The following is a 24,697-nucleotide window of genomic DNA, read 5'->3' as shown; positions in this document are numbered from 1 at the left end:
GCGTTCTTCAGACCAGTCTTCACACCTCAACCACTGAGTGTTCGTCGCACCGCATCCTGCCATCCGGCGTATCGCTGTTCGCGCAAATCATCCGGCATCTCCGGCTCGAACCGCCGATCCAGCGCCCAGCTTTCGGCAAAGCCCGCTTGATCCGGGTACACCCCTGCCTTCATCCCTGCGAGCCATGCAGCCCCCAAAGCCGTCGTTTCCAGCACCTTGGGCCGATCCACCGGCGCGCCAATGATGTCGGACAGGAACTGCATCGACCAATCCGACGCGCTCATCCCCCCATCAACCCGCAAAACCCCATCCGCATCAGAGGCTTGCCAGTCACTCTTCATCGCTTCCAGCAGGTCGCGAGTCTGAAAACCAACGCTTTCCAACGCAGCCCTTGCAAACTCGGCGGGTCCCGAATTCCGGGTCAGGCCATAGATTGCGCCGCGCGCGTCGGCGTCCCAATACGGCGCACCAAGACCGGTAAAGGCAGGCACCATGTAAAGCTCCTGCCCCGCATCAGCTCTTTCCGCCAAGGGCTGCGTTTCACTGGCCTCGCGGATGATCTTCAGCCCGTCGCGCAGCCATTGCACCACGGCGCCAGCGATAAATATCGACCCTTCAAGCGCATAGGTCGGTTTCCCATCGAACTGATAAGCGATCGTTCCCAACAAACGTTTCTTGCTTTCGACCAGTGTATCGCCCGTATTCAGCAGCGCAAAACATCCCGTCCCATAGGTTGATTTCAGCATCCCTGGTTGGAAACAGGCCTGACCAATGGTCGCGGCCTGCTGGTCCCCGGCAACGCCCAGGATGCGTAGCTCTTTCCCGAACAAATCCGCGCGGGTCATACCAAAATCAGCGGCACAATCGCGGACCTCGGGCAGCATCGACATCGGGATGCCGAAACGTTCGCAAATCGTCGTGCTCCAGCGCCCGTTTCGGATGTCGTAAAGCATCGTGCGGGCAGCATTCGTCGCATCCGTCGCATGCACCTTGCCGCCGGTCAGCTTCCAGATCAGGTAGCAGTCCACGGTGCCGAACAGCAGATCACCGGCGTCAGCGCGAACTTTGACGCCATCGACCTTGTTCAGGATGTGGTGCACCTTGGTTCCTGAAAAATACGGATCAGCCAGCAGCCCGGTCTTTTGCGTAATCGTCGCCTCGAACCCTTCCTTGCGTAACTCCTCGCAAAACGGCGCGGTTCGGCGGTCTTGCCAGACAATCGCATTGTGAACCGGTTCGCCGGTCTTCCTGTCCCACACCAGCGTCGTCTCGCGTTGGTTCGTGATCCCGATTGCGGCGACGTCCGATGCCGTGATGCCCGCCTTTTCAATCGCACCGCGACAGGTCGAGGCGACCGAAGACCAGATATCCGACGGATCATGTTCGACCCAGCCTGACTGCGGGAAATGCTGCGTGAATTCCTCCTGCGCTGTCGCCTTGATCCGCATCTGCGCGTCAAAAATGATCGCCCGGCTTGATGTCGTGCCTTGGTCGATGGCCAGAATGTTGGTCATGGTCTCCCCCGTCTTTTTGGTGTTGTTTCAAGCTGCCATGTAGGCGTCAAGCGCCGCGATCTGATCCTTGGTCATGCGCAGGCCCAGTTTGGAGCGGCGCCAGACGACGTCCTCGGCCGTCTGGGCATATTCCTTGGCCATCAGCCATTTGACCTCGGCTGCCGTCAGGGTCGCCCCGAAATCCTCACCCAGATCGGTGGCGGTCTTGGCATCGCGCAGGATTACCTTGGCCTCCGTTCCATAGCCCTTGATCAGACGCTGCGCCCATTTGTCGTTAAGGAACGGATACGCCTCCTTCAACTCAGCAACCAACCGATCCCGCGCACTGACCGGGAAATCGCCGCCCGGCAACGGCGCATCATGCGTCCACACATCGCCGCCGCCGACCAAAGGCACCAGCTTCTTCATCGCATTCTCGGCCAATTTCCGATAGGTCGTGATTTTCCCACCAAATATATTCAACAGCGGTGGGCCATTTTCGTCTAAAGACAACACATAATCGCGGGTTGCCGCCGTCGCCGACTTTGCACCGTCATCGTATAATGGACGGACACCGGAATAGGTCCAGACGACATCATCCCGGGTCACCGGTTTTTTGAAGTACCCGGACGCAAAGGCACACAGATAGTCCTGTTCCTGCTCAGTCGCGAAAGGCTGATCGGATAGGTTGTCATGCTCGGCATCGGTCGTCCCGATCAGCGTGAAATCACCTTCGTAAGGAATGGCAAAGATGATCCGGCCATCCTCGCCCTGAAAGAAATAGCTCTTGTCGTGATCAAACAGTTTCTTGGTCACGATATGGCTGCCGCGGACAAGGCGGACACCCTCCGACGTGTTCAGGCGCGCCACTTCGCGCACGATGTTTTCGACCCACGGACCACCGGCATTCACCAAGGCGCGGGCGGTGTATGTCGTCTGCTCACCGCCTGCTTCGGTCACGACCTGCCATCGGCCCTCCACCCGCGCAGCACTCACCACCTTTGTGCGCGTCATGATCTTCGCACCTCGCTCTTCCGCGTCACGGGCATTCAGCACGACCAAACGCGCATCTTCCACCCAGCAGTCCGAATATTCATAGGCGCGTTTGAACTTGTCCTTCAGGGGGTTGCCCACAGGCTTTGTCGTCAAATCAACCGTCCACGTCCCGGGTAAAATCTGCCGCCCGCCCAGATTGTCGTACATGAATAGTCCCAACCGGATCAGCCAGGCAGGCCTGCGCCCCTTCATCCACGGCATCACGGTCGACAGCAGCTTGGATGTGGGCGTATCGTTTTCGAACCGCATGTCCTTGTGATACGGTAGTACAAAGCGCATCGGCCACGAGATATGGGGCATGTTGCGCAACAGCACCTCGCGTTCGATCAGGGCCTTTCGGACCAAGCCAAACTCGAAAAACTCAAGATAACGCAGCCCGCCATGAAACAGCTTGGTCGAGGCCGAAGAGGTAGCCGAGGCCAGATCGTTCATCTCGGCCAGACCAACCTTTAACCCGCGCCCCGCGGCATCCCGGGCGATGCCACACCCATTGATCCCACCGCCGATGATAAAGATGTCGAAATCTGTCTGCATGATGCGCCCCTATTTTGACCGGGTGCTAGAAGCACAACGATCGATCCACAAGACATCGCAAGTCGCATTGTTCGCATACGAAAGAGCGAACACAAACCGAATACGAAAAACCTAATGAATTCTGAACATTTTTCTTGCTTTATGTTCGGAACGGACGCAAAGCGAACATATGGAAACGCCAGAGCGCCATCGCCTGATCCGAAACGAGGCGCAAATCCACGGCAAAGTTACCGCCACTGATTTGGCCATCAATCTTGGTGTTGCGGTCCAGACCATCCGTCGCGATTTGCGACAGCTTTGTGCCTCTGGCCTGCTCGAACGGGTGCATGGCGGCGCGATCCTGCCATCCGGCGTCAGCAATATCGGCTATGGCGACCGGCGGGCACTGAACCGCGATATCAAACTGAAAATCGCACGCCGGACGGCACGCTTGATCCCCGACAATGCGTCGCTATTCCTGAATATCGGGACCACGACCGAGGCCGTCGCGCATGCGCTGCACGGCCACCGCAACCTCATGGTGGCTACGAATAATCTCAATGTCGCTAACATCCTCGCCGAAAACCCGTCCTGCAAAGTCGTCGTTGTTGGTGGCACGCTGCGACGATCCGACGGCGGCCTCGTCGGTGACCTCGCCGCCATCGCGATCGCGCGGTTCAAGGTCGATTTCGCCGTCATCGGCGCCTCCGCCATCGACCTCAGCGGCGACCTGCTCGACTTCGACCCTGAGGAGGTGCGGGTCAGCCAACAGGTCATCGAGGCGGCCCGAGAAACGATCCTCGTTGCCGACAGCACGAAATTCAGCCGCAAGGCGCCGGTCAAGATCGCATCACTCGCCCAGATGGACCACTTCGTGACCGACCGTGTGCCGTCTGAGGCTTTGATCAACCGATGCGCGGACTGGCAGACGCAGATTATGGTTGTTTGACGGTTTCACCAGCAAATCGCAAAGCGCCAAAATCTGGCCCATATTTCCGACAACAGTGCTGCACGACCCTCCAATACATTGGGTGCCCCATGCCGAACTGCGCGAAAAATAGATGAAAGCCCTGTGTCTTATGACGTCGCTCTTGGCAGCGCTTCTTTTTGTATCCGGTTTTTTGGGACATCTGCACCCCATCTTTGATGCCATCGCCATCGGCCGCCGGGTGGCAATTTGCGCCTTTTTTCTGTTTCTTTCCCTATTGATGGTCCTAAGCTATCGGCGCATTCCGGCAGTCATGACCCTTCTTACGTTGCTGTCGATCATGGCGATGTCCCGTGTGACAGGCGATGGTAAGGCAGGACCCATTCGCGTCTATTCCAAAAACCTTTGGCATGGGAATGCGAAAGTTGCAGCACTTGCTGCGGATATCACAGATGCGACACCCGATATCGTGTTTCTGCAAGAAGTTTCAGAAACCAACGGCGACCTGCTGTCCGTCTTGCGATCACAACTGTCCTACCAGGCGCGCTGCCCCTGGCAAGGATGGAACGGTATGGCCATCCTGTCGCGTTGGCCGCTTTCCCGGGATACAACGCGATGCTCGCCGGAAAGATCATTGATGGCGGTAAGGGTCATGAAGGCAGACGGGCCATTCTGGGCGGTCGGCGTGCATCTGCAACAGCCCTGGCCCGACGTACAATGGGAGCATCTCGAAAGTGCCTTTCCCACCCTTTCAGGGATCGAGGATGGGGCTGTTGTCGCGGGCGATTTCAACACCGTCCCATGGAGTGCGGCCGCAAGGAAAATCGGGCAGCTGACCAATACGAAGGTCGTGCCACCTGAACTGACCACATTCAATCTTTGGGGTGTCGGGTTACCCCTCGACCAGGTCTGGACCTTGGGTGGCAAAGCGCGACTTCGCCCGTTGCTCGGTTCGGACCATCACGGCGTCGTAGCGGAGGTGTGGCCATCGAAAATCTGAACGCCCCAAGAAAAAACCGCCGCACATCCCGGGCAAGGATGGCGGCGGCAGGTAAGCGAGGGTCCGACCTAGGTCCAGTTGGGGGAGGCAAACCCCAATCTTGGGACATCAGACAGGCAGGTCATCAACATTGCATGCTTGGGACAGGGCAATGCGTACAGGGCCGGACGCGCCTCGCCAGGGAGGTCAGATCAAGCCAGGCAAAGCCAATCCGACAAACAACATCACCATCAGGGCCAGCACACCAAGGGCATCAGAAAAAAGCGTATTCCGGGACCGGATGATCACTGATTTGATCTCTTCTGCCATGGTATGTTCTCCTAACGTTCTGTTACTACTTTGTTCTCATATGGTTAACGCCATGTAAAGAACTTTTTAAGAACAGATGTGAACATTTCGATTAACCCACTGAAATCAAACGGATCGCTTTGTCCTGCTCCATCAGCCACAACAGCGTCCGTGCCGCCTGCCCGCGCGGCTTTTCCAATTTCGGATCATCATGTAGCAGTTTCCGCGCATCCGACTGCGCCAACGCCATAAGCGATGCCTGACGCTCCAGATCAGCGATCCGAAAACGCGGCAAACCTGACTGCGCGGTACCAATGACATCACCCGCGCCCCGCATCTCCAGATCTTCCTGCGAAATCCGAAAGCCGTCCTCGGTCTCGCGCAAGATCTCCAACCGCCTCCGCGCCGTTTCCCCCAACGGCGCCTGAAACAACAACAAACAGGTCGAGACCGCCGCGCCGCGCCCGACCCGACCCCGCAACTGATGCAGCTGCGCCAGCCCAAAGCTCTCTGCCCGCTCGATCATCATGATCGACGCATTGGGCACATTTACCCCGACCTCAATCACCGTCGTGGCCACCAGCACCTTGGTCTTACCCGCCACAAACCGCGCCATCGCCGCGTCTTTCTCGGCAGGCGGCATCTGGCCATGGACGAGGCCAACAACGTCTTCGCCCAAAGCCGCGCGCAGATGCTTGAACCGCTCTTCCGCCGCGGTCATATCCACGACTTCGCTTTCCTCGACCAGCGGACAGACCCAATAGGCCTGCCGTCCCTCAGCCACCGCCGCGCGTAATTTCTCTACAACTTCATCCATCCGCGCCGTCGACACCAAGGCCGTCTGCACCGGCGTCCGCCCCGGCGGTTTTTCATCCAATACCGACACATCCATATCGCCGTATTGCGCCAAGGCCAGCGAGCGGGGGATCGGCGTGGCCGTCATCACGAGCACGTCCACCGCCTGCCCCTTGGCGCCCAATTCCATACGCTGCGCAACGCCAAAGCGGTGTTGTTCATCAATCACCGCCAGCCGCAGATCATGAAAATGCACATCCTTCTGAAACACCGCATGTGTGCCGACAAGGATCGAAATCCGCCCCTCAGCCAGCGCGTCCAGCTTCGCCCGTCGCTCCGCCCCCTTGTCGCGACCGGTCAATATCTCCAGCACCACGCCCGCGCTTTCCGCCAAAGGCTGCAACCCTTCCAGATGCTGCCGCGCCAAAATCTCGGTCGGGGCCATCATCACGCCCTGCCCGCCGGCCTCGACCACATGCAAAAGCGCCATCAAGGCCACCAGCGTCTTGCCCGCGCCCACATCACCCTGCAACAACCGGTTCATCCGCAATCCAGAAGCCAAATCACCAGCGATCTCAGAAACGGCACGGGTCTGCGCGCCTGTCGGCTTGTACGGCAACGCCGCCAATACCCTGTCACCCAAAACGCCCGTCGCCTGCGATGAAACCCCCTTCGCTCGCCGCGCGACCGACCGCGCAAGCGCCAGGGTCATCTGATGCGCCAATAATTCATCATAGGCCAACCGCTGCCGCGCCTTGTCCTCCGGCGACAACGCGGCAACCGACCCCGGCTCATGCACATGTGCCAGCGCTTCGTGCCAATCCGGCCACCCTTCGCGTTCCTTGAGCGCGGCATCGATCCATTCGGGCAATTCCGGTGCCATTTCCAACGCCGACCGCGTGGCCTTCCACATCAGCTTCTGCGAAATGCCCGCATGCAGCGGATACACCGGCTCGAACGCCGGAATCTCAGCAGCCTCCGCCACCGGCAAAACATGATCAGGATGCACGATCTGGGCGATCCCATCGAAAATCTCGACCTTGCCCGACACGATCCGGCGCTGTCCCGTCGGCAGCAATTTCTGCAGGTAATCCCCGCGCGCATGAAAGAACACCAACTGAAACTCCGTCTTGGCATCGGTCACATGCACGCGATACGGGCGACCCTTCGACCGGGGCGGATAATGCGGACCAACCGCCACCTCAACCGTTGCCACCGCAGGCGCCACGACATCGCGGATCGACTCCCGCCGCTGCCGGTCCACCCCCGCATGCGGCAATGTCATCAGCACATCACGCGGCTTCTCAACGCCCGCATCCATCAAAATCTGCGCCGTCTTCGGCCCGACGCCATCCAGCTTGGTCAGCGCCCCAAACAGCGGAAACAGAACCTCGGGCCTGCCACTCATGCGTCGCCAATCAGCGCCAGCCAGGCATCCTCGTCAATGGTTTCGACATCCAGTTCAGCGGCCTTTTTCGCCTTCGATCCGGCACCCGGCCCCGCCACCAGCAAATCCGTCTTGGCACTGACCGAGCCCGACACTTTCGCACCCAGCCCCTCGGCCCGCGCCTTCGCCTCGGCCCGCGTCATCTTTTCCAGCGTCCCCGTGAAAACCACCGTCTTGCCCGCCACCGGACTATCTGTCGTCACCGTCGCTGCGTCCTCGACCTCCAAATGCGCGACCAAGGCGTCGATCGAGGCGCGCTCCGCCTCTTGCTGCATCGCAGTAATGACCGAGGTCGCCATCACCGCACCCACACCATCGATTCCGATCAAATCATCCCAAACCGGCCCTTCACCAACCTGCGCCTCGGTCATGGCCGTTTCAAAAGCGGCCCATGATCCGTAGTGCCCGGCCAAAAGCGACGCTGCGGATTCACCGACATGCCGGATTCCCAGCGAAAAGATCAGCCGGTTCAGCGAAATTTTCCTTTTTTCATCAATGGCATCGAACAAGTTATTCGCACTTTTCTCACCCCAGCCTTCACGGTTCTTAAGCTGCTGCATGCCCGACCCGTACCGGTCGCGCAGGGTAAAAATGTCTGCTGGCGTCGCGATCCAGCCGTCATGGTAAAACTGCTCGACCTGCTTTGACCCCAGCCCTTCGATATCGAACGCCGCCCGTGATACGAAATGCTTCAGTTTTTCAACCGCCTGCGCCGGACAGATCATGCCACCAGTGCAGCGATGCACCGCATCGCCCGCCTCGCGGATCGCATCGGAACCACATTCGGGGCACTGCGTGGGAAACGCATAAGGCGCAGAACCTTCAGGCCTCCGGGCCAGATCCACATCCTTCACCTTCGGGATGACATCTCCGGCACGATAGACCTGCACCCAATCGCCGACGCGAATATCGCGCCCTTCGCGAATGGGCTGACCATCACCCCCGCGCCCGGCAATGTAATCCTCATTGTGCAACGTCGCATTCGACACGACGACACCGCCCACCGTCACCGGCTTCAACCGCGCTACGGGCGAAAGCGCGCCTGTCCGCCCCACCTGAATGTCGATCGCCTCCAACGCCGTCCAGGCGAGCTCGGCCGGAAACTTATGCGCCACGGCCCATCTTGGCGTCGTCGACCGAAAACCCAACCGGCGCTGCAACTCCAGATCATCGACCTTGTAGACAACACCATCGATGTCATAGCCCAGCGTTGCGCGGCGTTCCTCAATCTTGTGATAATGCGCCAGCATCTCGGACGGTCCATCACAAGTGACCGTCAGATCATTGGTGACAAACCCCAATTCCGCCAGCCGCGCAATCGCCCCCGATTGTGCGTCTGCCAAGGGCGCTGAAACCTCTCCCCAGGCATAAGCAAAGAACCGCAACGGGCGCGACTTGGTGATCGAGGCATCCAACTGCCGCAAAGACCCCGCCGCGGCATTACGCGGATTGGCAAAGGTCTTGCCACCGGATTCCGCCTGTCGTTCGTTCAAAGCTGCAAAATCCGCATGGCTCATGTAAACTTCGCCCCGGACTTCCAGCACATCCGGTGCGTCGACCAGACGTTCGGGAATGTCATCGATCGTCCGGGCATTGGCGGTCACGTTCTCGCCCACCGCACCATCACCGCGGGTCGCCGCCTGTACCAGTCGGCCACCCTCGTAACGCAGTGAAAGCGACAAACCGTCGATCTTCGGCTCGGCCGTATAGGCCAGCACGGCATCCTCGGCCAATCCCAGATATCGCCTGATCCGGTTGTCGAAGTCCGACACATCGTCGTCATCGAACGCATTGCCCAGCGACAGCATCCGCACCGCGTGCCGCACCTTACCAAAGCCCTCGGCCACAGCGCCGCCCACCTGCTCCGACGGGCTATCGACGCGCTTCAATTCGGGAAACGCTTCTTCAATCGCGAAATTACGCCGCTTGAGCGCATCATAATCCGCGTCGCTGATGTCCGGCGCATCATCGCGATGATAGGCATCGTTGGCCCGGGTCAGTGTTTCGGCCAGCCAGGCAAGCTCTGCCTCCGCCTGCGTCGATGACAATTCTGCCACCGCCACGGCGCCTGTTTCAGGATGACCCACGTCCGACATATCGCCCACATCCCTGCTGCAACACTACACCCACCGCCAGACCGGCGATGGGTGCAATTCTTAGGCGGGTGCATTCAGGTCGTCCAGTCCGTCCTGCCCCGGTTCGGTGAGTGGTGTTTTGTGTTGGGTCCGGTCAGGCCCCGACTGCAATCTTTTCGGGAACTTCGACAGGTTCCGGATCGCGCAGGACATACCCCCGACCCCAGACCGTTTCGATGTAATTCTCGCCATCCGTTGCCTCGCTCAGCTTTTTGCGCAGCTTGCAGATGAACACGTCGATGATCTTCAATTCCGGTTCGTCCATGCCGCCGTAAAGATGGTTCAGGAACATTTCCTTGGTCAGCGTCGTCCCTTTCCGCAGGCTCAACAGCTCCAGCATCTGATATTCCTTGCCGGTCAGATGCACCGTCGTCCCCTCCACGTCGACCGTTTTCGCGTCGAGATTGACGTTGATGCGCCCGGTTTTGATCACGGATTGCGCATGCCCCTTGGACCGGCGGATGATCGCATGAATGCGCGCCACCAGTTCTTCGCGATGGAACGGCTTGGTCAGATAATCATCTGCGCCGAATCCGAACCCCTTCAATTTGCTTTCGGTCCCGTCATCGCCCGACAGGATCAGGATCGGCGTGTCGATCCGGCTGAGCCGCAGCTGCCGCAATACCTCGTGCCCGTTCATGTCCGGCAGGTTGATATCCAGAAGGATCAGGTCGTAATCATACAACTTCGCAAGGTCGATACCCTCTTCACCCAGATCCGTCGCATAGACGTTCAGGTTGGCATGGGTGAGCATCAACTCGATACTTTTCGACGTGGTCGGGTCATCTTCAACCAATAGGACACGCATCCGGCAAACTCCGCTCTCTCTCTCTCTTTTCCGCTCGGTTAACCCTGTCATTGAAAGGTTAACCACCCGTTACCAGAGATGTTTAACATCGAAAATCGACCTAAAGTTGTCGATATCTTTGCAATGCCGTGGCACGTAACGCCGCTTCGCCATGATGTTCGACCGCCTGTTCCCATTCCGCGAATTCTTCGTCCGACAGTCCGTAACGCTCCAACGCTTCCTTCCGGGTAATCAACCCGGCCGTCACGGCCCGCACCACCGCCGCCTTGCGCGAGGCGACCCACCGCCGCACATCCGTGCCCGGCAAATCGGCCCGGGTCATGATCGACCCATCCGGCAGCGTCACCGAACGCGGCCCTTCAACTTTTCGCAAGTACATCACGCACCCCTTTCTTCACTCCTGCGAAAAGGTATGCGCCAGAGGCCTTAAAGACTGGTATAATCGCCCCTTGAGAATAGGTAGCATTTTCCTATATTTCGCAGCGAAACCCACGTATCGGATAGATCATGCCGCTTGAGTCGCCACTCAATTCCCTTGGCTTTGCCAAAGCCCCCACCGATACGCGGGTCGTCGTCGCCATGTCCGGCGGTGTGGACAGTTCCGTCGTGGCGGCGAAACTGGCCGAAGAAGGGTACGACGTCGTTGGCGTCACGCTGCAGCTATACGACCACGGGGCGGCGCTGGCCAAAAAGGGCGCCTGCTGCGCGGGCCGCGACATTCACGATGCGCGCCGCGTGGCCGAGGATATGGGCTTTCCCCACTATGTCCTCGACTACGAAAACACCTTCCGCGAGGCCGTGATCGACGAATTCGCCGACAGCTATCTGGCCGGGGCTACCCCCGTGCCGTGCATCCGCTGCAACGAACGGGTGAAATTCAAGGACCTGCTCGAAACGGCCAAGGACCTCGACGCCGATTGCATGGCCACGGGCCACTACATCCAGCGCAAGATGGGCGCGGACGGCGCGGAACTTCACTCGGCCGCCGACCCGGCCAAAGACCAAAGCTATTTCCTGTTCTCGACGACGCAGGAACAACTCGACTACCTGCGCTTCCCCTTAGGTCACCACGCCTCCAAGGACGAAACCCGCGCGCTTGCGGCCAAATACGGGCTTAGCGTCGCGGACAAGCCCGACAGCCAGGACATCTGTTTCGTACCAAACGGGAACTACGCCGCCGTCATCGAAAAACTGCGGCCCGGTGCGGCGGAACCCGGTGAGATCGTGGATATGGACGGCAACGTCCTTGGCACGCATCAAGGCGTCATCCACTACACGATCGGGCAACGGCGGGGGCTGGGCATCGGCGGGCTCACCGATCCGCTTTATGTGGTGAAACTCGATGTCGACAAACGACAAGTCATCGTTGGCCCAAAAGAGTTGCTGGCGACCCGCCGCGTCCCCATCCGCGAAGTGAACTGGCTGGGCGACGGTCGCTTTCGCGACCTTGGCGAACAACACATCGCGGTGCGGGTCCGGTCCACCCGGCCCCCGACAGACGCGATCCTGCGGCCGATCTCGGACACCGAGGCCGAAGTCGAACTCGCGGTCGCCGAACAAGGCGTCTCCCCCGGACAGGCCTGCGTTTTTTATGACCCGAACAGCACCCGTGTGCTGGGCGGCGGCTGGATCTGGCGGGGAAACTGATAGCCATCAAATATGGCATACATTCTGAAAATCGACCCCTACCTCCGCAAAGACGTCACCACAAAATCTTACTGAGACCACAATCATGTTGCCTCTACGTCATGTCGGCCCTGCGTTATGAGTGCCGCAATCGTGAGTGAGTAAGTGAGGTAACAAGATGCGAAACACGATAAGACGTGCCGTGATCATGGCGGGCCTGACCGTCAATCTGATCATGGGCAGTGCGGGCGTCGGCGCCGCGCAAACGCAAGACGAAAACCGCGATGTATGGTCGCCTTTCATCACACCCATGGTCCTCAATACGCTCATTGAGCGACGGCCCGATGTCCAAGTCATCGATATCCGGAAAGAAAAGTATATTGGTGATGGTACAATCCCCGGTGCGGTCTGGATGCCGTTCAGCGACTGGCGCGGCCCGTCCGAACGGCCCGGCCAACCGCCGACCGAGGCAGAGTTGGAGGCGTTTCTCGGCGACAATGGCCTGCAACTCGACCAGCCGATCGTCATCCACAATCATTCTGACCACACGATCCAATCCGGACGGGCGGCGATCGTCTATTGGATCCTGAAATCCGCAGGCGCGGAAGAAATCGCCATCCTCAACGGCGGGTTCAAGGCATGGGATGCCGAGGCCCTGCCGCTGACGCCTGAACATACCAGACCACAACCAGGCATCGTCGACGTGACCTATCGATACGACTGGTGGGCCGGGCCCATGGAAATCTTCGGGGTCACCACCCGACAAAGCAACGGCGCGATCCTCGATGCACGTCTTGACGGGCAAGTACGACGCGCGGCGGAAACGGGCAGACCACTGACCAGCATGCCGATGGCGCAATACATTCCCGCCAGTTTCTTCTCGAACTACCTTTCGGTCGAACGTCTGTCGGAGCGGTCCCAAGACGCCTTCCGCGCCGATCTTCGGGACCGCGGCATCGACTTTGACACCGGCATGCTGATCAGCATTTGCCAGACAGGCGAACTTAGCGCGCTATCGTGGTTCTACGCCTCCGAAATCGTCGGTCTGTCCAATGTGCGCTACTATCCCGATGCGCTTCAGGGCTGGCAAAGCGATGGCGGGCGGATGTACGGGATGAAGACATCACTTTGACAATCATCGGCGCGGGCGTTTGACACCCCGCGCCGTTCTGTGACACATCTGATCCAGCGACAGGGGCATCCACATAACGTGGATTGAGAAGCACCCTTCGAACCTGAACCGGCTCATACCGGCGGAGGAAGTTGCGGATGCCCCCTCAACGCACGAGGTGACGCACCTCCCCCGTCAGCAAAAAAGGGGGCAACATGATTACGCCATCCGATCATCTGAAAGCGATGCAACAGGCATCACCGCTGATCCAGAACATCAGCAACTACGTCGCCATGAACATCATGGCCAATGTCATGCTCGCCGCCGGGGCATCCCCTGCGATGGTGCATGCCCGCGAAGAAGGAGCGGATTTTACCCGGATCGCCAACGGGCTCAGCATCAATATCGGCACGCTGGATGCGGAATGGGCCGACTGCATGGTGCAGGCGGCGAAAGCTGCGGATGAACGGCAAAAGCCGTGGGTGCTGGACCCTGTCGCCATCGGCGCCACGGCCTTTCGACAAAACGTGGCCGCAACGCTACTTGAGCACCAGCCGACCGTTATCCGCGGCAACGCCTCTGAAATCCTCGCCCTCTCCGGTGCCGTGGCACAGGGTCGTGGCGCCGATAGCGCCGACCAGGTCGCCGCCGCCGAAGACGGCGCATGCGCATTGGCCCGGGCGCGCGACACCGTCGTCGCCGTGACCGGCCCAGTGGACTATGTCACCGATGGCCACCGGGCTGCGCGCATCGCCAACGGGCATCCCTTGATGCCGAAGGTCACCGCGTTGGGCTGCGCCCTGACAGGACTGGTCGCAGCTTTCGCCGCGACGAACGATCCGTTCAAAGGAACCCTGACGGCCCTCGCCTATTATGGATTGGCGGGGGAAAGGGCCGCCGAAACAGCAACCGGACCGGGCAGTTTTCAGCCCGCCTTCCTCGATGCGCTGCACAACATCAGCGGTACCGAGCTTGACGCCGGCGCGCGCATCCTTCCCGCATGATCCCACAACTATGTTTCATCACTGATCCCCAAGCGCCATTGCCGATCCTCGACCAGGCCGAGAAGGCAGCGCGGGGTGGTGCCCGTTGGGTTCAGCTGAGACACAAAACCCTCCCCGATGCAGATTTCGCAAGGCTCGCTCGAACGCTCAGGGAACGGCTCTCCGCCCTCGGATCGGAACTGGTCATCAACGACCGGGTTGAGGTCGCGCGTCACATTGGCGCCTTCGGTTTGCATATCGGTCAGTCCGACGGCGATCCGACACAAATCCGATCCAGAATAGGCCCAGACATGGTTCTGGGTCTTTCCATCGAAAACGCCGCACAACTTTCACAGATCCCCGCACATGGCGTCGACTATCTTGGTGTCGGCCCCATCCGCGCCACCGGCTCGAAATCCGACCACGCGCCGCCCATCGGTTTCGAAGGGCTCACGCATATCGCCAGTGCCACGCCGCTGCCCTGTATGGCCATCGGCGGGTTGTCGGCGGCAGACATTCCAACAATCGCAAAATGCGGCTGCGCAGGGGTCGCCGTCATCTCTGCCATTTCACGTGCCAACGACCCACAGCGGGCCGCGCAAGCGATAACGGATCTGTGGAAAGCGGCAGCCGGGACATCAAGCACCTGATACAAGGTGCCATGACGGACGATCGACGCCGCCAAAGAATGCATCGATGTATGCATTGACGAATCGGTCTGAAGAATTCACGCTAACGGTGATCACAATTAAGGCCATTCAACCGAAGACGTAATCACCATGCATTTCCGAAAATTTATGGCGCAGATGCGCGCCGCGCCGCTTCTTCTCGCATTTATCGCCTTCTCGACAAGTCTCGCACATGCCCACGGTGATCACAGCGACGGGTCGGAATACTTCACCTGGGCCGGCGCCGGCGTTCCCGGAGACCCAAACCATTCCTCCGGACATCGCCACTCATCGACGGCGGCAGGGATCTGCGAACGTATTCGAGCTTACTACGACGAGTTGGGCGGCTTTGCAGGTAGCAACTACACAGTTGATGAATCCTACGAAGAAGAGAAGCGGAATTCATATGGAGAAGTGAAGGAAGTTCGTGCCGTTTGCAAATTTTCCTTCGACGACATCACAGGTGAAACAAGTCGTCGCACCCATACCTCGTACCTCTACTGCAATTATCTGGACGAGGATGATGAACTCGAAACAAGCAAGTATGAATGCCCTACGCCTCAATTAGGCGCGTGCGAAGCAGAAGCTGGCAATCCGATCGATATTGCAAGAGGTACGAAGACGCAGCGCGAGAGCGATTGGGTATCGCCATTTGACGGGCGATTCAGTTTCGTCCGCAATTACACATCGGATCCCCACGGCCTCGACCGCGCCGTCCGGGGGCTGGGCTACGGATGGTCCGCCCCGTGGACAGCCGCCGTTCGGAACTACGGCTCTTTCGGCTACTACAACGTTCACAACGTGTTCCTCGGCGGCTCCAAGATGTATCGCTTTGACGGCGGTGGCCAAGCGATCGCCGACAACGAAGTCATCTATGATCGCAAGGTGCGCAGGGAAGGAAACAGAGCACTTCTGTATTTCCCCAGCGGCAAACAGTATTTGTTCGTCAATCATCGCGGCTACTCAGTACTTGATGAAATGCGCTGGCCAGACGGCTATTCTATTCGCTTCGGCTACGATGATGAGAAAAAGCTATCCTGGATGCAGGACAACCGCGGCCAGCGGGCAGAGTTCGATTGGCTGGAGGGCCCCATTTCAACCACGGGCCTCGTCGCTGGTGGGATGGGTGTTTCGTACAACGGTGGTGGTGGGTGGATACGCCGCGATGATCAAGTGCAAGCCCCTTTGCCCAATGTCATCTCGCGTATCGATATCGATCTCGACTACAATGGCAACACCCTGCAGCCGGATGTTCGGATCGACTACGATTACGAACAATCGATCGCCGGATATGTTTACACGCAAAATGCCTTCAAGCGTATCCGCGCAACGACCGCCGCCCGCGTAACAGAAGTCGAAACCGGGCGCATTCTGTCGGACCGGCGCTACGAATACCACGAAGCGAACCCCGGCTTCCTCTCACGTATCTCCGATGGCCGCCGGGACGCCAACGGCGACAGATTCGACTACGCCACCTTCGATCTTGAGGTTCAATATATCGATCTAAGGGACCGAACTGCTCCGCCAACGAATTTATTGCCCCCCGACGGCAGTATCACCGGGGGGGCCGCAGCGCCCACCCACAAACCCGTCTGGCGCGCGACCACGACGTCGCATACCGGCGGTGCGGATCACACAGAGGTCGGTTTCCCCGTCCAAACCGATCGGGGCTACGACGTGACGGTGACCAATCCGCTGGGGAAGGAAACCGTCTATTCTTTCGAACGCCACGCTGGACGGGACAGATTGTTCGCTGTCCACGGCGTCTCGACCGTGAATTGCCTCCCCTCCGATACCACTGCGACATTCGACAGCGACGGCCGCGTCGTCGAACGCATCGCGCGCAACGGATCCCGCCATATGACGACATGGGACAGCCGCGGTCGGGTGATCAGCCGCACCGAAAACGCGGACGGACCGAACCCGCGCACCACGACCTATACCCGCTCGCGATGGAATTCAGTGCGACTGCCCCAAAGCCGTGCGACCGCCGAACTGCGGGAAGACTTCACCTACGAAAACAACTACCTCCTCGACGGTGTCTCACGCACAGACGTCCTCCCCGGCAGCCCGGACAATGGCAAAACCCGCACATGGGTCTACAATTACACCACCCTGCCCTCCGGTCTGAAGGTCCTCACATCCGTCGACGGGCCCGGGCTTGCATCCGAAGGCGTCGATGACGTCACGATCTACACCTACAACAGCCGCGGGCAGTTGCTCACCACGACCGACGCGAACGGGCTGACGCAGGAAGTGCTCGCATACGGCCCTTCCGGCCAACCCAGCCTGATCCGGGATCACCGCGGCTTTGAGTGGGCGCTCACCTATGACCTCGCCGGGCGGCTCCTGACGTCGACATTTGAACCCGGCACGCTGGACGAGACGACGACCTACACCTACGACATCACCGGGCAGATGACGTCATCCACCGATGCGCTCGGGCGAACGACGCAATACACCTATGACGGCGCGCGCAGGCTGACGCGGATCACGCAGCCCTCGGGTGACACGGTCAACTTCACCCATGACGCCATGGGCAACGTCACCCGGACCACATATTCCGACCCCGCCGCCGTCACCACCTACATCCAGGAAACCAGCTATGACGCGCTCGGGCGCATCCTGCAGGCCATCGGGTCCAACGGGCAGGTCACCAGCTTTACCCATGACGTCGAGGATAACCTGGCCACTACCACTGACGCCGCCGGACTGACGACCACCAACAGCTACGACGCGCTCAACCGGATGGTGCAGATCGTGGATCGGGACAATGGGACCACCGCCATGGCCCATGACACCGACAACCAGATGACGTCCTATACCGACCCGCGCGGCATCGAGACGGCATTTGAGTATAACGGCTTCGGCGACCTCATCCGCGAGACCAGCGCGGACCGGGGCACGATGACCTATACCTACAACAACCGTGGGCTGGTCACATCGATGACCGACGGGAACGGGATTGTCACCGACTACGCCTATGATGACGGTGGACGGCTGGTCTCCAAGACCTTCCCGTCCGATCCGTCGCTGGACCAGACCTTCACCTATCACGACAACAGCGCCGCCCCGCAGGATCGGGGCACGCTCGCCACCGTCACCGACCAGACCGGGCAGACCAGCTACACCAACGATCCGACCCGCGGCGCCTTCCACGAAGACCTGCGCCAGATCGACAGCGCCCTATACAGCACCCGCTATACCAGCGATGCGATGGGCCAGGTCACGCAAATGGACTATCCCAGCGGGTCGCAGGTGCTGTTCAGCTACGATGCGGACGGCGATATCACCGACCTGCAATGGCGCGCCTTTGACCCGACCACCAGCACCCATGACGCGGCCATCCCCGTGGTCAGTGGCCTGACCTACGCGCCCATGGGTCCCCTGACCGGGCTGACCTATGGCGATGGCGGGGTCCTGACCGCCACCTACGACACGTCCTACCGGCTCACCGGCCTGACCGACATCCGCGCCGGGATCGCCCTGCGGGACGAGACCTATACCTGGACCAACCGCGACAACCTCGCCGGGGTCACCGATAATCTCGACCCCGCCCAGGACCAGGCTTTCACCTATTCCAACCGGGAATTCCTTGCGTCAGCGGACGGGGCATGGGGAGAGTTCGACTGGCTCTACGACAGTGTCGGCAACAGACGAGAACAAAGCACACTCGCGGGCGGCATCTCCGTTGCCGACACCTATTCCTACTGGTCCGACACCAATCAACTCGACCGCATCGACCTCGCCACCGGCAACGCCCGCCAGTTCCTCTATGACGGCGCAGGCAACGTGATCTCCGACAAGGTCGGCGCGCGGGAGTACGGCTACACCTATGACGCGGCCAACCGGATGTCCTCATTCGCGGTCAATGGCGTGGTCTTTGCGGCCTACGAATACAACCATCTGGGTCAACAGGTGGTGAACCGGCAAGTGCAAAACGGCCAGACGATCCACTCCATCCACGACGCCGCAGGGCAACGGATCGCCGAGTACCTCTACAACGACACGACCGCCACGAGCACCCTGATCCGGGAATATATCTGGGCGAACAACATGGTCGTCGGCGTGGTCGAAAACGGAGCGCTCTACTACGTCCGCACCGACCACATCGGGCGGCCGGTCTTTGCGACGGACGACATGGGGGCGAAGGTCTGGACGGCCAGCTACCTGCCCTTCGGCGGGGTGGAAGCGTCCAGCGGCCCCAACCCCGACCTGCGCTTCCCGGGACAGTGGTTCCAAAGCGAGAACGGCCTGCATCAAAACTGGATGCGCGACTACGATCCGCCGACGGGGCGGTACATGCAGGCTGATCCGCTGGGGTTGGTGGATGGACCGGCGATCTATGGGTATGCGCTGCAGAATCCCGGAAGGTACGTTGATCCGAGGGGCACACTCGTCATTGCAGATGGCGGTGGTGGCCGCGGCCATGGAGGTATTCCAATTTCACCGAGTTGGAACAGCCGTTCTCTGTGGGATATGCTGTGGGGCCGCAATAAGTTCTCACCATCGCCAGCGCCGCCGACGTCGGGTCCTAAACCCGGAAGTACAACCAGCCCTTCTCCAAGCCCCGCACCTGCGCCAAGTTCAGGCTCAGGTCGAACTGGGCCGGGTATTCCTATTCCACCCATTCCGCCAGTTCCTGTTGATCGTGATGATGATTGCGAGGGATGCCCGCCATGTACGCCGTATCCTGCGGGAACGATTGCCTATAGGTATGATACTGGACACACGCATTACCCAGCCGGAGACCCACATTTGAACCTTCATCAAGTCCACCAAAACCCCAACAACTGCAGGTGCTTTTGGAGAGATGGAGCAAAAGGCTACGGTGAAGCGGTCAATCCTCCTCCTGAACCGGGTTGGGTCCAAGTGTTTGGAGCAGGCCGCGGTAGGGGCTCAGTACTGCCTCCATTAAGTCCTTAGCGGAGAAAAAACTGTGAACTACGTTGATGGTACAGAAATAGACGTAGGTGATCGAGTTGTGCTCGACGGCGGAGACGTCGGAACGGTAGTGATGTGTTTGGATAGTGAAAAATCGGTACCAAACTTCAATTTGTCTGAGTGGTCCTACCTTCAATCGGGTGTAATGGTTCAAACTGATGCCGGTGCGCTTGTTCAAGTGCGGAAAACTGTAAATTCAAAAGGCTCTGTAATGATCGATAAAATGTAAGTCCTTGTAAATTGTTTCGATGCATCGATTGCCGACACCTACTCCTACTGGGCCGACAGCAACCAGCTTGACCGGGTGGACCTCGCCACCGGCAACGCCCGCCAGTTCCTCTACGACACCGCAGGCAACGTCATCTCCGACAAGATCGGCGCGCGGGACTATGGCTACACCTACGACGCGGCCAACCGGATGGCGTCTTTCGCTGTCAACGGCGTGGTCTTCGCGGAATATGAGTACAACCACCTCGGCCAGCAGGTCATCAACCGGCAGGTCCAGAATGGGCAGACGATCCATTCGATCCACGACGCAGCGGGCCAACGGATCGCCGAGTATCTCTACAACGACGCGAGCGGCACCAGCACCCTCATCCGCGAATACATCTGGGCGAACGCGCAGATCGTCGGCGTGGTCGAAAACGGAGCGCTCTACTACGTCCGCACCGACCATATCGGACGGCCTGTCTTTGCGACAGACGACACCGGGGCCAAGGTCTGGACAGCCAGCTACCTGCCATTCGGTGGGGTGGAAGCGTCCTCAGGACCAAACCCCGACCTGCGCTTCCCCGGGCAGTGGTTCCAATCGGAGAACGGACTGCATCAAAACTGGATGCGGGACTACGATCCAACAACCGGGCGGTATCTGCAGGCGGACCCGTTGGGGCTGGTGGATGGACCAGCAATCTATGGATATGCACTGCAGAACCCAGGCCGGTATGTTGATCCAATGGGTCTGAGTATAGCACGACCGATACAACCACAAAACTTCAACGACGAAATGTTGCATTGCGTAACGGACGATGACCCATGTCGAGAATGGTTCGAAGATTTGATGGAGTTATACGATGATCTCATAGGTCTTGGTGGTGAACATTGGCCAAGTATTGAAGCCTTCAATGAGGCAGCAGAAAAATATAATGAGATCTGTGCTCCACCGGGAAGTGGCCGACCTTCTGTACCACCAATCCCCCTTGATCCAAATCGAGGATCAGGAACAGAACGGCAGGCGCCCGAAGGCGGAAATGATTGGTTGGATAAGATACCCCCGGTTCCGCCAGTAATTATTCCGCCTCGCCCCCGAACTACGCCCCGTGGACCAGGTGGCGGCAGCCCGCTACCTTTCCCTTCCCCCCTGTTAATAGGTCAATGATGCACACTTCTTCCAAAGGATAAAGCAATGGATGACTTTGATCTAATTCGGAATGTCTATCGCTGGCTCTCCAACGATGTCAGAAATCGTGAGATGAGGTCATTGCCGCCGGACTTATCTTCAGAAATACGGAAAAGACTGCCGGATGTCGGCATTGATCTGATAGTTTTCGAGAACTGGGCCGACACTTCAGCTATGATGACTGATGCAGATCGCATAAACTATAAGAATATCAAGAAAATCTATCGCGTCAGACTAAAGAACGAAGTAAAATTTTAGGCCAAATATAGCCTTTACCAGACCCGATCTTCATTCATTCCAACCGTGCATTCCTAACTTCCGCCGATGTCGCCCGTGGAGCGTCGACTGGCTCTGCGGCAGCGTCAGCAACCGCCACGAACAGAGCACGCTGTCCGGTGGAGTCTCCATCGCCGACACCTATTCTCACTGGGCCGACAGCAACCAGCTTGACCGGGTGGACCTCGCCACCGGCAACGCCCGCCAGTTCCTCTATGACGGCGCAGGCAACGTCATCTCCGACAAGATCGGCGCGCGGGACTACGGCTACACCTACGACGCGGCGAACCGGATGTCCTCGTTCTCCGTCAACGGCGTGGTCTTTGCGGAATACGCATACAACCACCTCGGCCAGCAGGTCATCAACCGTCAGGTCCAGAACGGCCAGACGATCCACTCGATCCACGACGCCGCAGGGCAGCGGATCGCCGAGTATCTCTACAACGAGGCCAGCGGCACAAGCAGCCTGATCCGCGAATACATCTGGGCGAATGCGATGGTCGTGGGGGTGGTCGAAAACGGAGCCCTCTACGACGTCCGCACCGACCACATCGGACGGCCGGTCTTTGCGACGGACGACACGGGTGTGAAAGTCTGGACGGCCAGCTACCTGCCGTTTGGCGGCGTGCAGGCGTCATCTGGCCCCAACCCTGACCTCCGGTTCCCCGGCCAATGGTTCCAAAGCGAAAACGGCCTGCACCAAAACTGGATGCGGGATTATGATCCGACCACTGGGCGGTACATGCAGGCGGATCCGTTGGGGCTTGTGGATGGACCAGCGATATACGGGTATGCTTTGCAGAACCCCGGGCGGTATGTTGATCCAAGAGGTCTTAGCGCCGTTGGAGCCAAGAACCCTTACCCACTACCCAACGAAGACGATAGTTTTTTACATTGCGCTGCCGACAGAAGTGATTGCTATGATCGTGAAGATCGCGAGCGCGACAGATGCTACAGATTGCATGACGAAGGCAAAATCAAGAATCTGCGAGGTTGCCTAGATCGAGCAGGTATACGCAGAGATCGTTGTGTTCGCGGTGAAGCTGATACCGTACCCGAATGGTCAGAAGAGGAAGATTTTGACCCTGACGATCGTCACATACCCCATGATAATGAAAGACGTTGGTACGATAACTTGCCTCCCCCAGTCGTAAATCCGGGCCGACCATCTAACCCCAGAGGCGGCGGCGGTCAGCCAAATGGCCATTGGCCATTTCCTCGGCTAGTAAGCAACTGAGAGGTTCAATAATGAAGATTCGGCACCTAAGATCTCGTCTACGCCTATTATTGGAGGAAATTGAGCATGCTGATCCAGAGGCGCAAATCAGCGTTGACGCCTTGTCTGAACTGGCAAGTGTAGCCGCAGCTATTCGAACTGAAACGGAGGTAGAGCTTCAAAATACGTCGGATCTTAAGATAGAAGATGAGTGGATACTAGATCTAGCTTATAAGATCGGTCACACACCTCATTTTATTGAAACATTTTCGCGTTTTTCCAAGGTCGCCTCCGAGGATTTTGCTAAATTGTATCAATATTCGTGCCTGTTTTTCTACAGGCGAGAGAGCAAAACCGACGGCTATCTGATGTGGGTCGAGCGGTACAAAACAATAATGCGAGAGGCTATCGATGAGGAGAAACTGCATCGTTTGCTAGAGCGGCTGAAAAAAAATCGTGTACTTTCAGAGGGGTAATGTCGACTAAGCCTGACCACAACCTCATAGACATTCTGGGCCGACAGCAACCAGCTCGACCGGGTCGACCTCGCCACCGGCAACGCCCGCCAGTTCCTCTACGACGGCGCAGGCAACGTCATCTCCGACAAGGTCGGCGCGCGGGAGTACAGCTACACCTACGACGCGGCCAATCGCATGTCGTCGTTCGCGGTCAACAGCGTGGTCTTCGCGGAATATGAGTACAACCACCTCGGCCAGCAGGTCATCAACCGGCAGGTCCAGAATGGGCAGACGATCCATTCGATCCACGACGCAGCGGGCCAACGGATCGCCGAGTATCTCTACAACGACGCGAGCGGCACCAGCACCCTCATCCGCGAATACATCTGGGCGAACGCGCAGATCGTCGGCGTGGTCGAAAACGGAGCGCTCTACTACGTCCGCACCGACCACATCGGGCGGCCGGTGTTTGCGACGGACGACATGGGGGCGAAGGTCTGGACGGCCAGCTACCTGCCCTTCGGCGGGGTGGAAGCGTCCAGCGGCCCCAACCCCGACCTGCGCTTCCCGGGACAGTGGTTCCAAAGCGAGAACGGCCTGCATCAAAACTGGATGCGCGACTACGATCCGACAACCGGGCGATACATGCAGGCCGATCCGTTGGGGTTGGTCGATGGACCGGCGATCTATGGGTACGCGCTGCAGAATCCCGGAAGGTACGTTGATCCGAGGGGCACACTCGTCATTGCAGATGGCGGTGGTGGCCGCGGCCATGGAGGTATTCCAATTTCACCGAGTTGGAACAGCCGTTCTCTGTGGGATATGCTGTGGGGCCGCAATAAGTTCTCACCATCGCCAGCGCCGCCGACGTCGGGTCCTAAACCCGGAAGTACAACCAGCCCTTCTCCAAGCCCCGCACCTGCGCCAAGTTCAGGCTCAGGTCGAACTGGGCCGGGTATTCCAATTCCCCCAATTCCGCCGGTTCCGACCGATGATGAGGACGAATGCGATGAAGAATGCACTCCCGCGAATGCCGCATTTTGGAATAGCCTGAACAATGTCAGAGGTGGCCCGTACCGGAGCAGCGGGAGTGGACGAAGACTTAAGTATTACAAATGGGACTACCTGCATTACTGTGAGATAGAGGTTTTTGACCGGAACGGTCGGCATCTTGGTGCCGTGGATGGACATACTGGACGACAGATTAAGCCTCCAGTTCCAGGGAGGCGTGAACAGGATCTACGTTAATGAACTATTGTTGTGATGAGCTTAAAAAGCATCTGGAAAGCCAAGAAGTGGCGATAAGCTACAGAGACTTCATTCGAGAGTACTCGATTGATGTACGACACAAAACATCTGTCCAAACTATCAAGTTTTGCCCTTGGTGTGGCTGTAGATTTCCTGACGATCTGCTCCAAAAATGGATCGAAGAACTCGATAGTCTAAGGTTGTTCGATCCTTTTGGCGAAGATAGGACTAAAGTGCCCAGCGAATTTTGGTCTGAGAACTGGTGGATCAAACGGAAACTGTAGTGCAAGTCTAGCATATAAGTGAGT

Annotated in this window: 21 protein-coding genes and 1 riboswitch; of the genes, 14 read left to right on the top strand and 7 right to left on the bottom strand. The window is 58.7% G+C overall.

Going from position 1 to position 24,697, the window contains the following annotated elements; genetic code table 11:
- Window positions 1-26: 26 nt before the first annotated feature.
- Together glpK and glpD are read right to left on the bottom strand one after the other, a co-directional pair.
- The gene (glpK, locus tag V8J85_RS03275; protein WP_339952189.1) at window positions 27-1,514 is read right to left on the bottom strand and encodes a glycerol kinase GlpK; all 1,488 of its coding nucleotides are present in this window, start codon (window positions 1,512-1,514) and stop codon (window positions 27-29) included.
- Window positions 1,515-1,541: 27 nt separating this feature from the next.
- Complete coding sequence (glpD, locus tag V8J85_RS03270) at window positions 1,542-3,083, bottom strand: glycerol-3-phosphate dehydrogenase (RefSeq protein ID WP_339952187.1); 1,542 nt, start codon at window positions 3,081-3,083, stop codon at window positions 1,542-1,544.
- A 169-nt stretch (window positions 3,084-3,252) separates the two neighbouring features.
- Here glpD and V8J85_RS03265 point away from each other — a divergent pair, with 169 nt between their 5' ends.
- The gene (locus tag V8J85_RS03265) at window positions 3,253-4,011 is read left to right on the top strand and encodes a DeoR/GlpR family DNA-binding transcription regulator (RefSeq protein ID WP_339952185.1); all 759 of its coding nucleotides are present in this window, start codon (window positions 3,253-3,255) and stop codon (window positions 4,009-4,011) included.
- A 292-nt stretch (window positions 4,012-4,303) separates the two neighbouring features.
- Entirely contained in the window at window positions 4,304-4,990 is a 687-nt protein-coding gene (locus V8J85_RS03260) for an endonuclease/exonuclease/phosphatase family protein (protein ID WP_339952183.1), read from the top strand.
- A gap of 186 nt (window positions 4,991-5,176) precedes the next feature.
- Here the strand turns inward: V8J85_RS03260 and V8J85_RS03255 are convergent, their stop codons facing one another.
- The 5 genes from V8J85_RS03255 to sciP all read right to left on the bottom strand — a co-directional run bounded on the left by V8J85_RS03255 (window position 5,177) and on the right by sciP (window position 10,842).
- On the bottom strand, window positions 5,177-5,299 hold the full coding sequence (locus V8J85_RS03255; RefSeq protein ID WP_339952181.1) for a hypothetical protein: 123 nt from the start codon (window positions 5,297-5,299) through the stop codon (window positions 5,177-5,179).
- A 91-nt stretch (window positions 5,300-5,390) separates the two neighbouring features.
- Window positions 5,391-7,481 carry an ATP-dependent DNA helicase RecG gene (recG, locus tag V8J85_RS03250; protein ID WP_339952179.1) on the bottom strand — a complete coding sequence of 697 codons (2,091 nt, stop codon included), beginning with the start codon at window positions 7,479-7,481 and terminating at the stop codon, window positions 5,391-5,393.
- Window positions 7,478-9,616 carry an NAD-dependent DNA ligase LigA gene (gene ligA, locus V8J85_RS03245; protein WP_339952177.1) on the bottom strand — a complete coding sequence of 713 codons (2,139 nt, stop codon included), beginning with the start codon at window positions 9,614-9,616 and terminating at the stop codon, window positions 7,478-7,480. The genes recG and ligA overlap by 4 nt, the downstream gene beginning before the upstream one ends.
- Window positions 9,617-9,749: 133 nt before the next feature.
- Window positions 9,750-10,463: a response regulator transcription factor CtrA gene (gene ctrA / locus V8J85_RS03240; protein WP_339952175.1), complete on the bottom strand. Its 714-nt coding sequence runs from the start codon at window positions 10,461-10,463 to the stop codon at window positions 9,750-9,752.
- 100 nt (window positions 10,464-10,563) lie between these two features.
- The gene (gene sciP, locus V8J85_RS03235; RefSeq protein WP_339952173.1) at window positions 10,564-10,842 is read right to left on the bottom strand and encodes a CtrA inhibitor SciP; all 279 of its coding nucleotides are present in this window, start codon (window positions 10,840-10,842) and stop codon (window positions 10,564-10,566) included.
- A 128-nt stretch (window positions 10,843-10,970) separates the two neighbouring features.
- On the opposite strand from sciP, the gene mnmA reads away from it, so the two are divergent.
- From mnmA to V8J85_RS20025, 12 genes are all read left to right on the top strand, one after another.
- On the top strand, window positions 10,971-12,110 hold the full coding sequence (gene mnmA, locus V8J85_RS03230) for a tRNA 2-thiouridine(34) synthase MnmA (RefSeq protein ID WP_339952171.1): 1,140 nt from the start codon (window positions 10,971-10,973) through the stop codon (window positions 12,108-12,110).
- A gap of 157 nt (window positions 12,111-12,267) precedes the next feature.
- Window positions 12,268-13,221, top strand: coding sequence for a sulfurtransferase (locus V8J85_RS03225; protein ID WP_339952169.1), 954 nt, complete (start codon window positions 12,268-12,270; stop codon window positions 13,219-13,221).
- A 51-nt stretch (window positions 13,222-13,272) separates the two neighbouring features.
- Window positions 13,273-13,368, top strand: a riboswitch (TPP riboswitch).
- Between the two features lie 47 nt (window positions 13,369-13,415).
- Window positions 13,416-14,204, top strand: coding sequence for a hydroxyethylthiazole kinase (gene thiM / locus V8J85_RS03220; RefSeq protein WP_339952167.1), 789 nt, complete (start codon window positions 13,416-13,418; stop codon window positions 14,202-14,204).
- On the top strand, window positions 14,201-14,833 hold the full coding sequence (gene thiE / locus V8J85_RS03215) for a thiamine phosphate synthase (protein ID WP_339952165.1): 633 nt from the start codon (window positions 14,201-14,203) through the stop codon (window positions 14,831-14,833). Before thiM ends, thiE begins: the two co-directional genes overlap by 4 nt.
- Window positions 14,834-14,980: 147 nt before the next feature.
- Window positions 14,981-19,777 carry an RHS repeat-associated core domain-containing protein gene (locus V8J85_RS03210; protein WP_339952163.1) on the top strand — a complete coding sequence of 1,599 codons (4,797 nt, stop codon included), beginning with the start codon at window positions 14,981-14,983 and terminating at the stop codon, window positions 19,775-19,777.
- Between the two features lie 13 nt (window positions 19,778-19,790).
- Window positions 19,791-20,024: a hypothetical protein gene (locus V8J85_RS03205; RefSeq protein ID WP_339952161.1), complete on the top strand. Its 234-nt coding sequence runs from the start codon at window positions 19,791-19,793 to the stop codon at window positions 20,022-20,024.
- Window positions 20,025-20,099: 75 nt separating this feature from the next.
- Window positions 20,100-21,170: an RHS repeat domain-containing protein gene (locus V8J85_RS03200; RefSeq protein ID WP_339952159.1), complete on the top strand. Its 1,071-nt coding sequence runs from the start codon at window positions 20,100-20,102 to the stop codon at window positions 21,168-21,170.
- Between the two features lie 27 nt (window positions 21,171-21,197).
- Window positions 21,198-21,449, top strand: coding sequence for a hypothetical protein (locus V8J85_RS03195; protein WP_339952157.1), 252 nt, complete (start codon window positions 21,198-21,200; stop codon window positions 21,447-21,449).
- Window positions 21,450-21,645: 196 nt separating this feature from the next.
- Window positions 21,646-22,704 carry an RHS repeat domain-containing protein gene (locus V8J85_RS03190; protein ID WP_339952155.1) on the top strand — a complete coding sequence of 353 codons (1,059 nt, stop codon included), beginning with the start codon at window positions 21,646-21,648 and terminating at the stop codon, window positions 22,702-22,704.
- A gap of 11 nt (window positions 22,705-22,715) precedes the next feature.
- On the top strand, window positions 22,716-23,159 hold the full coding sequence (locus tag V8J85_RS03185; protein WP_339952153.1) for a hypothetical protein: 444 nt from the start codon (window positions 22,716-22,718) through the stop codon (window positions 23,157-23,159).
- Between the two features lie 177 nt (window positions 23,160-23,336).
- A complete protein-coding gene (locus tag V8J85_RS03180; protein WP_339952151.1) occupies window positions 23,337-24,389 on the top strand; it encodes an RHS repeat-associated core domain-containing protein in 1,053 nt (350 codons plus the stop codon).
- On the top strand, window positions 24,389-24,673 hold the full coding sequence (locus V8J85_RS20025) for a DUF6980 family protein (RefSeq protein ID WP_445285868.1): 285 nt from the start codon (window positions 24,389-24,391) through the stop codon (window positions 24,671-24,673). The genes V8J85_RS03180 and V8J85_RS20025 overlap by 1 nt, the downstream gene beginning before the upstream one ends.
- The last annotated feature ends 24 nt before the right edge of the window (window positions 24,674-24,697 follow it).

The sequence above is a fragment of the Yoonia sp. 2307UL14-13 genome, assembly GCF_037572755.1.
In the GTDB taxonomy this organism is placed as follows: Bacteria; Pseudomonadota; Alphaproteobacteria; order Rhodobacterales; family Rhodobacteraceae; genus Yoonia.
This window is presented reverse-complemented; position numbering and strand designations above follow the sequence as displayed.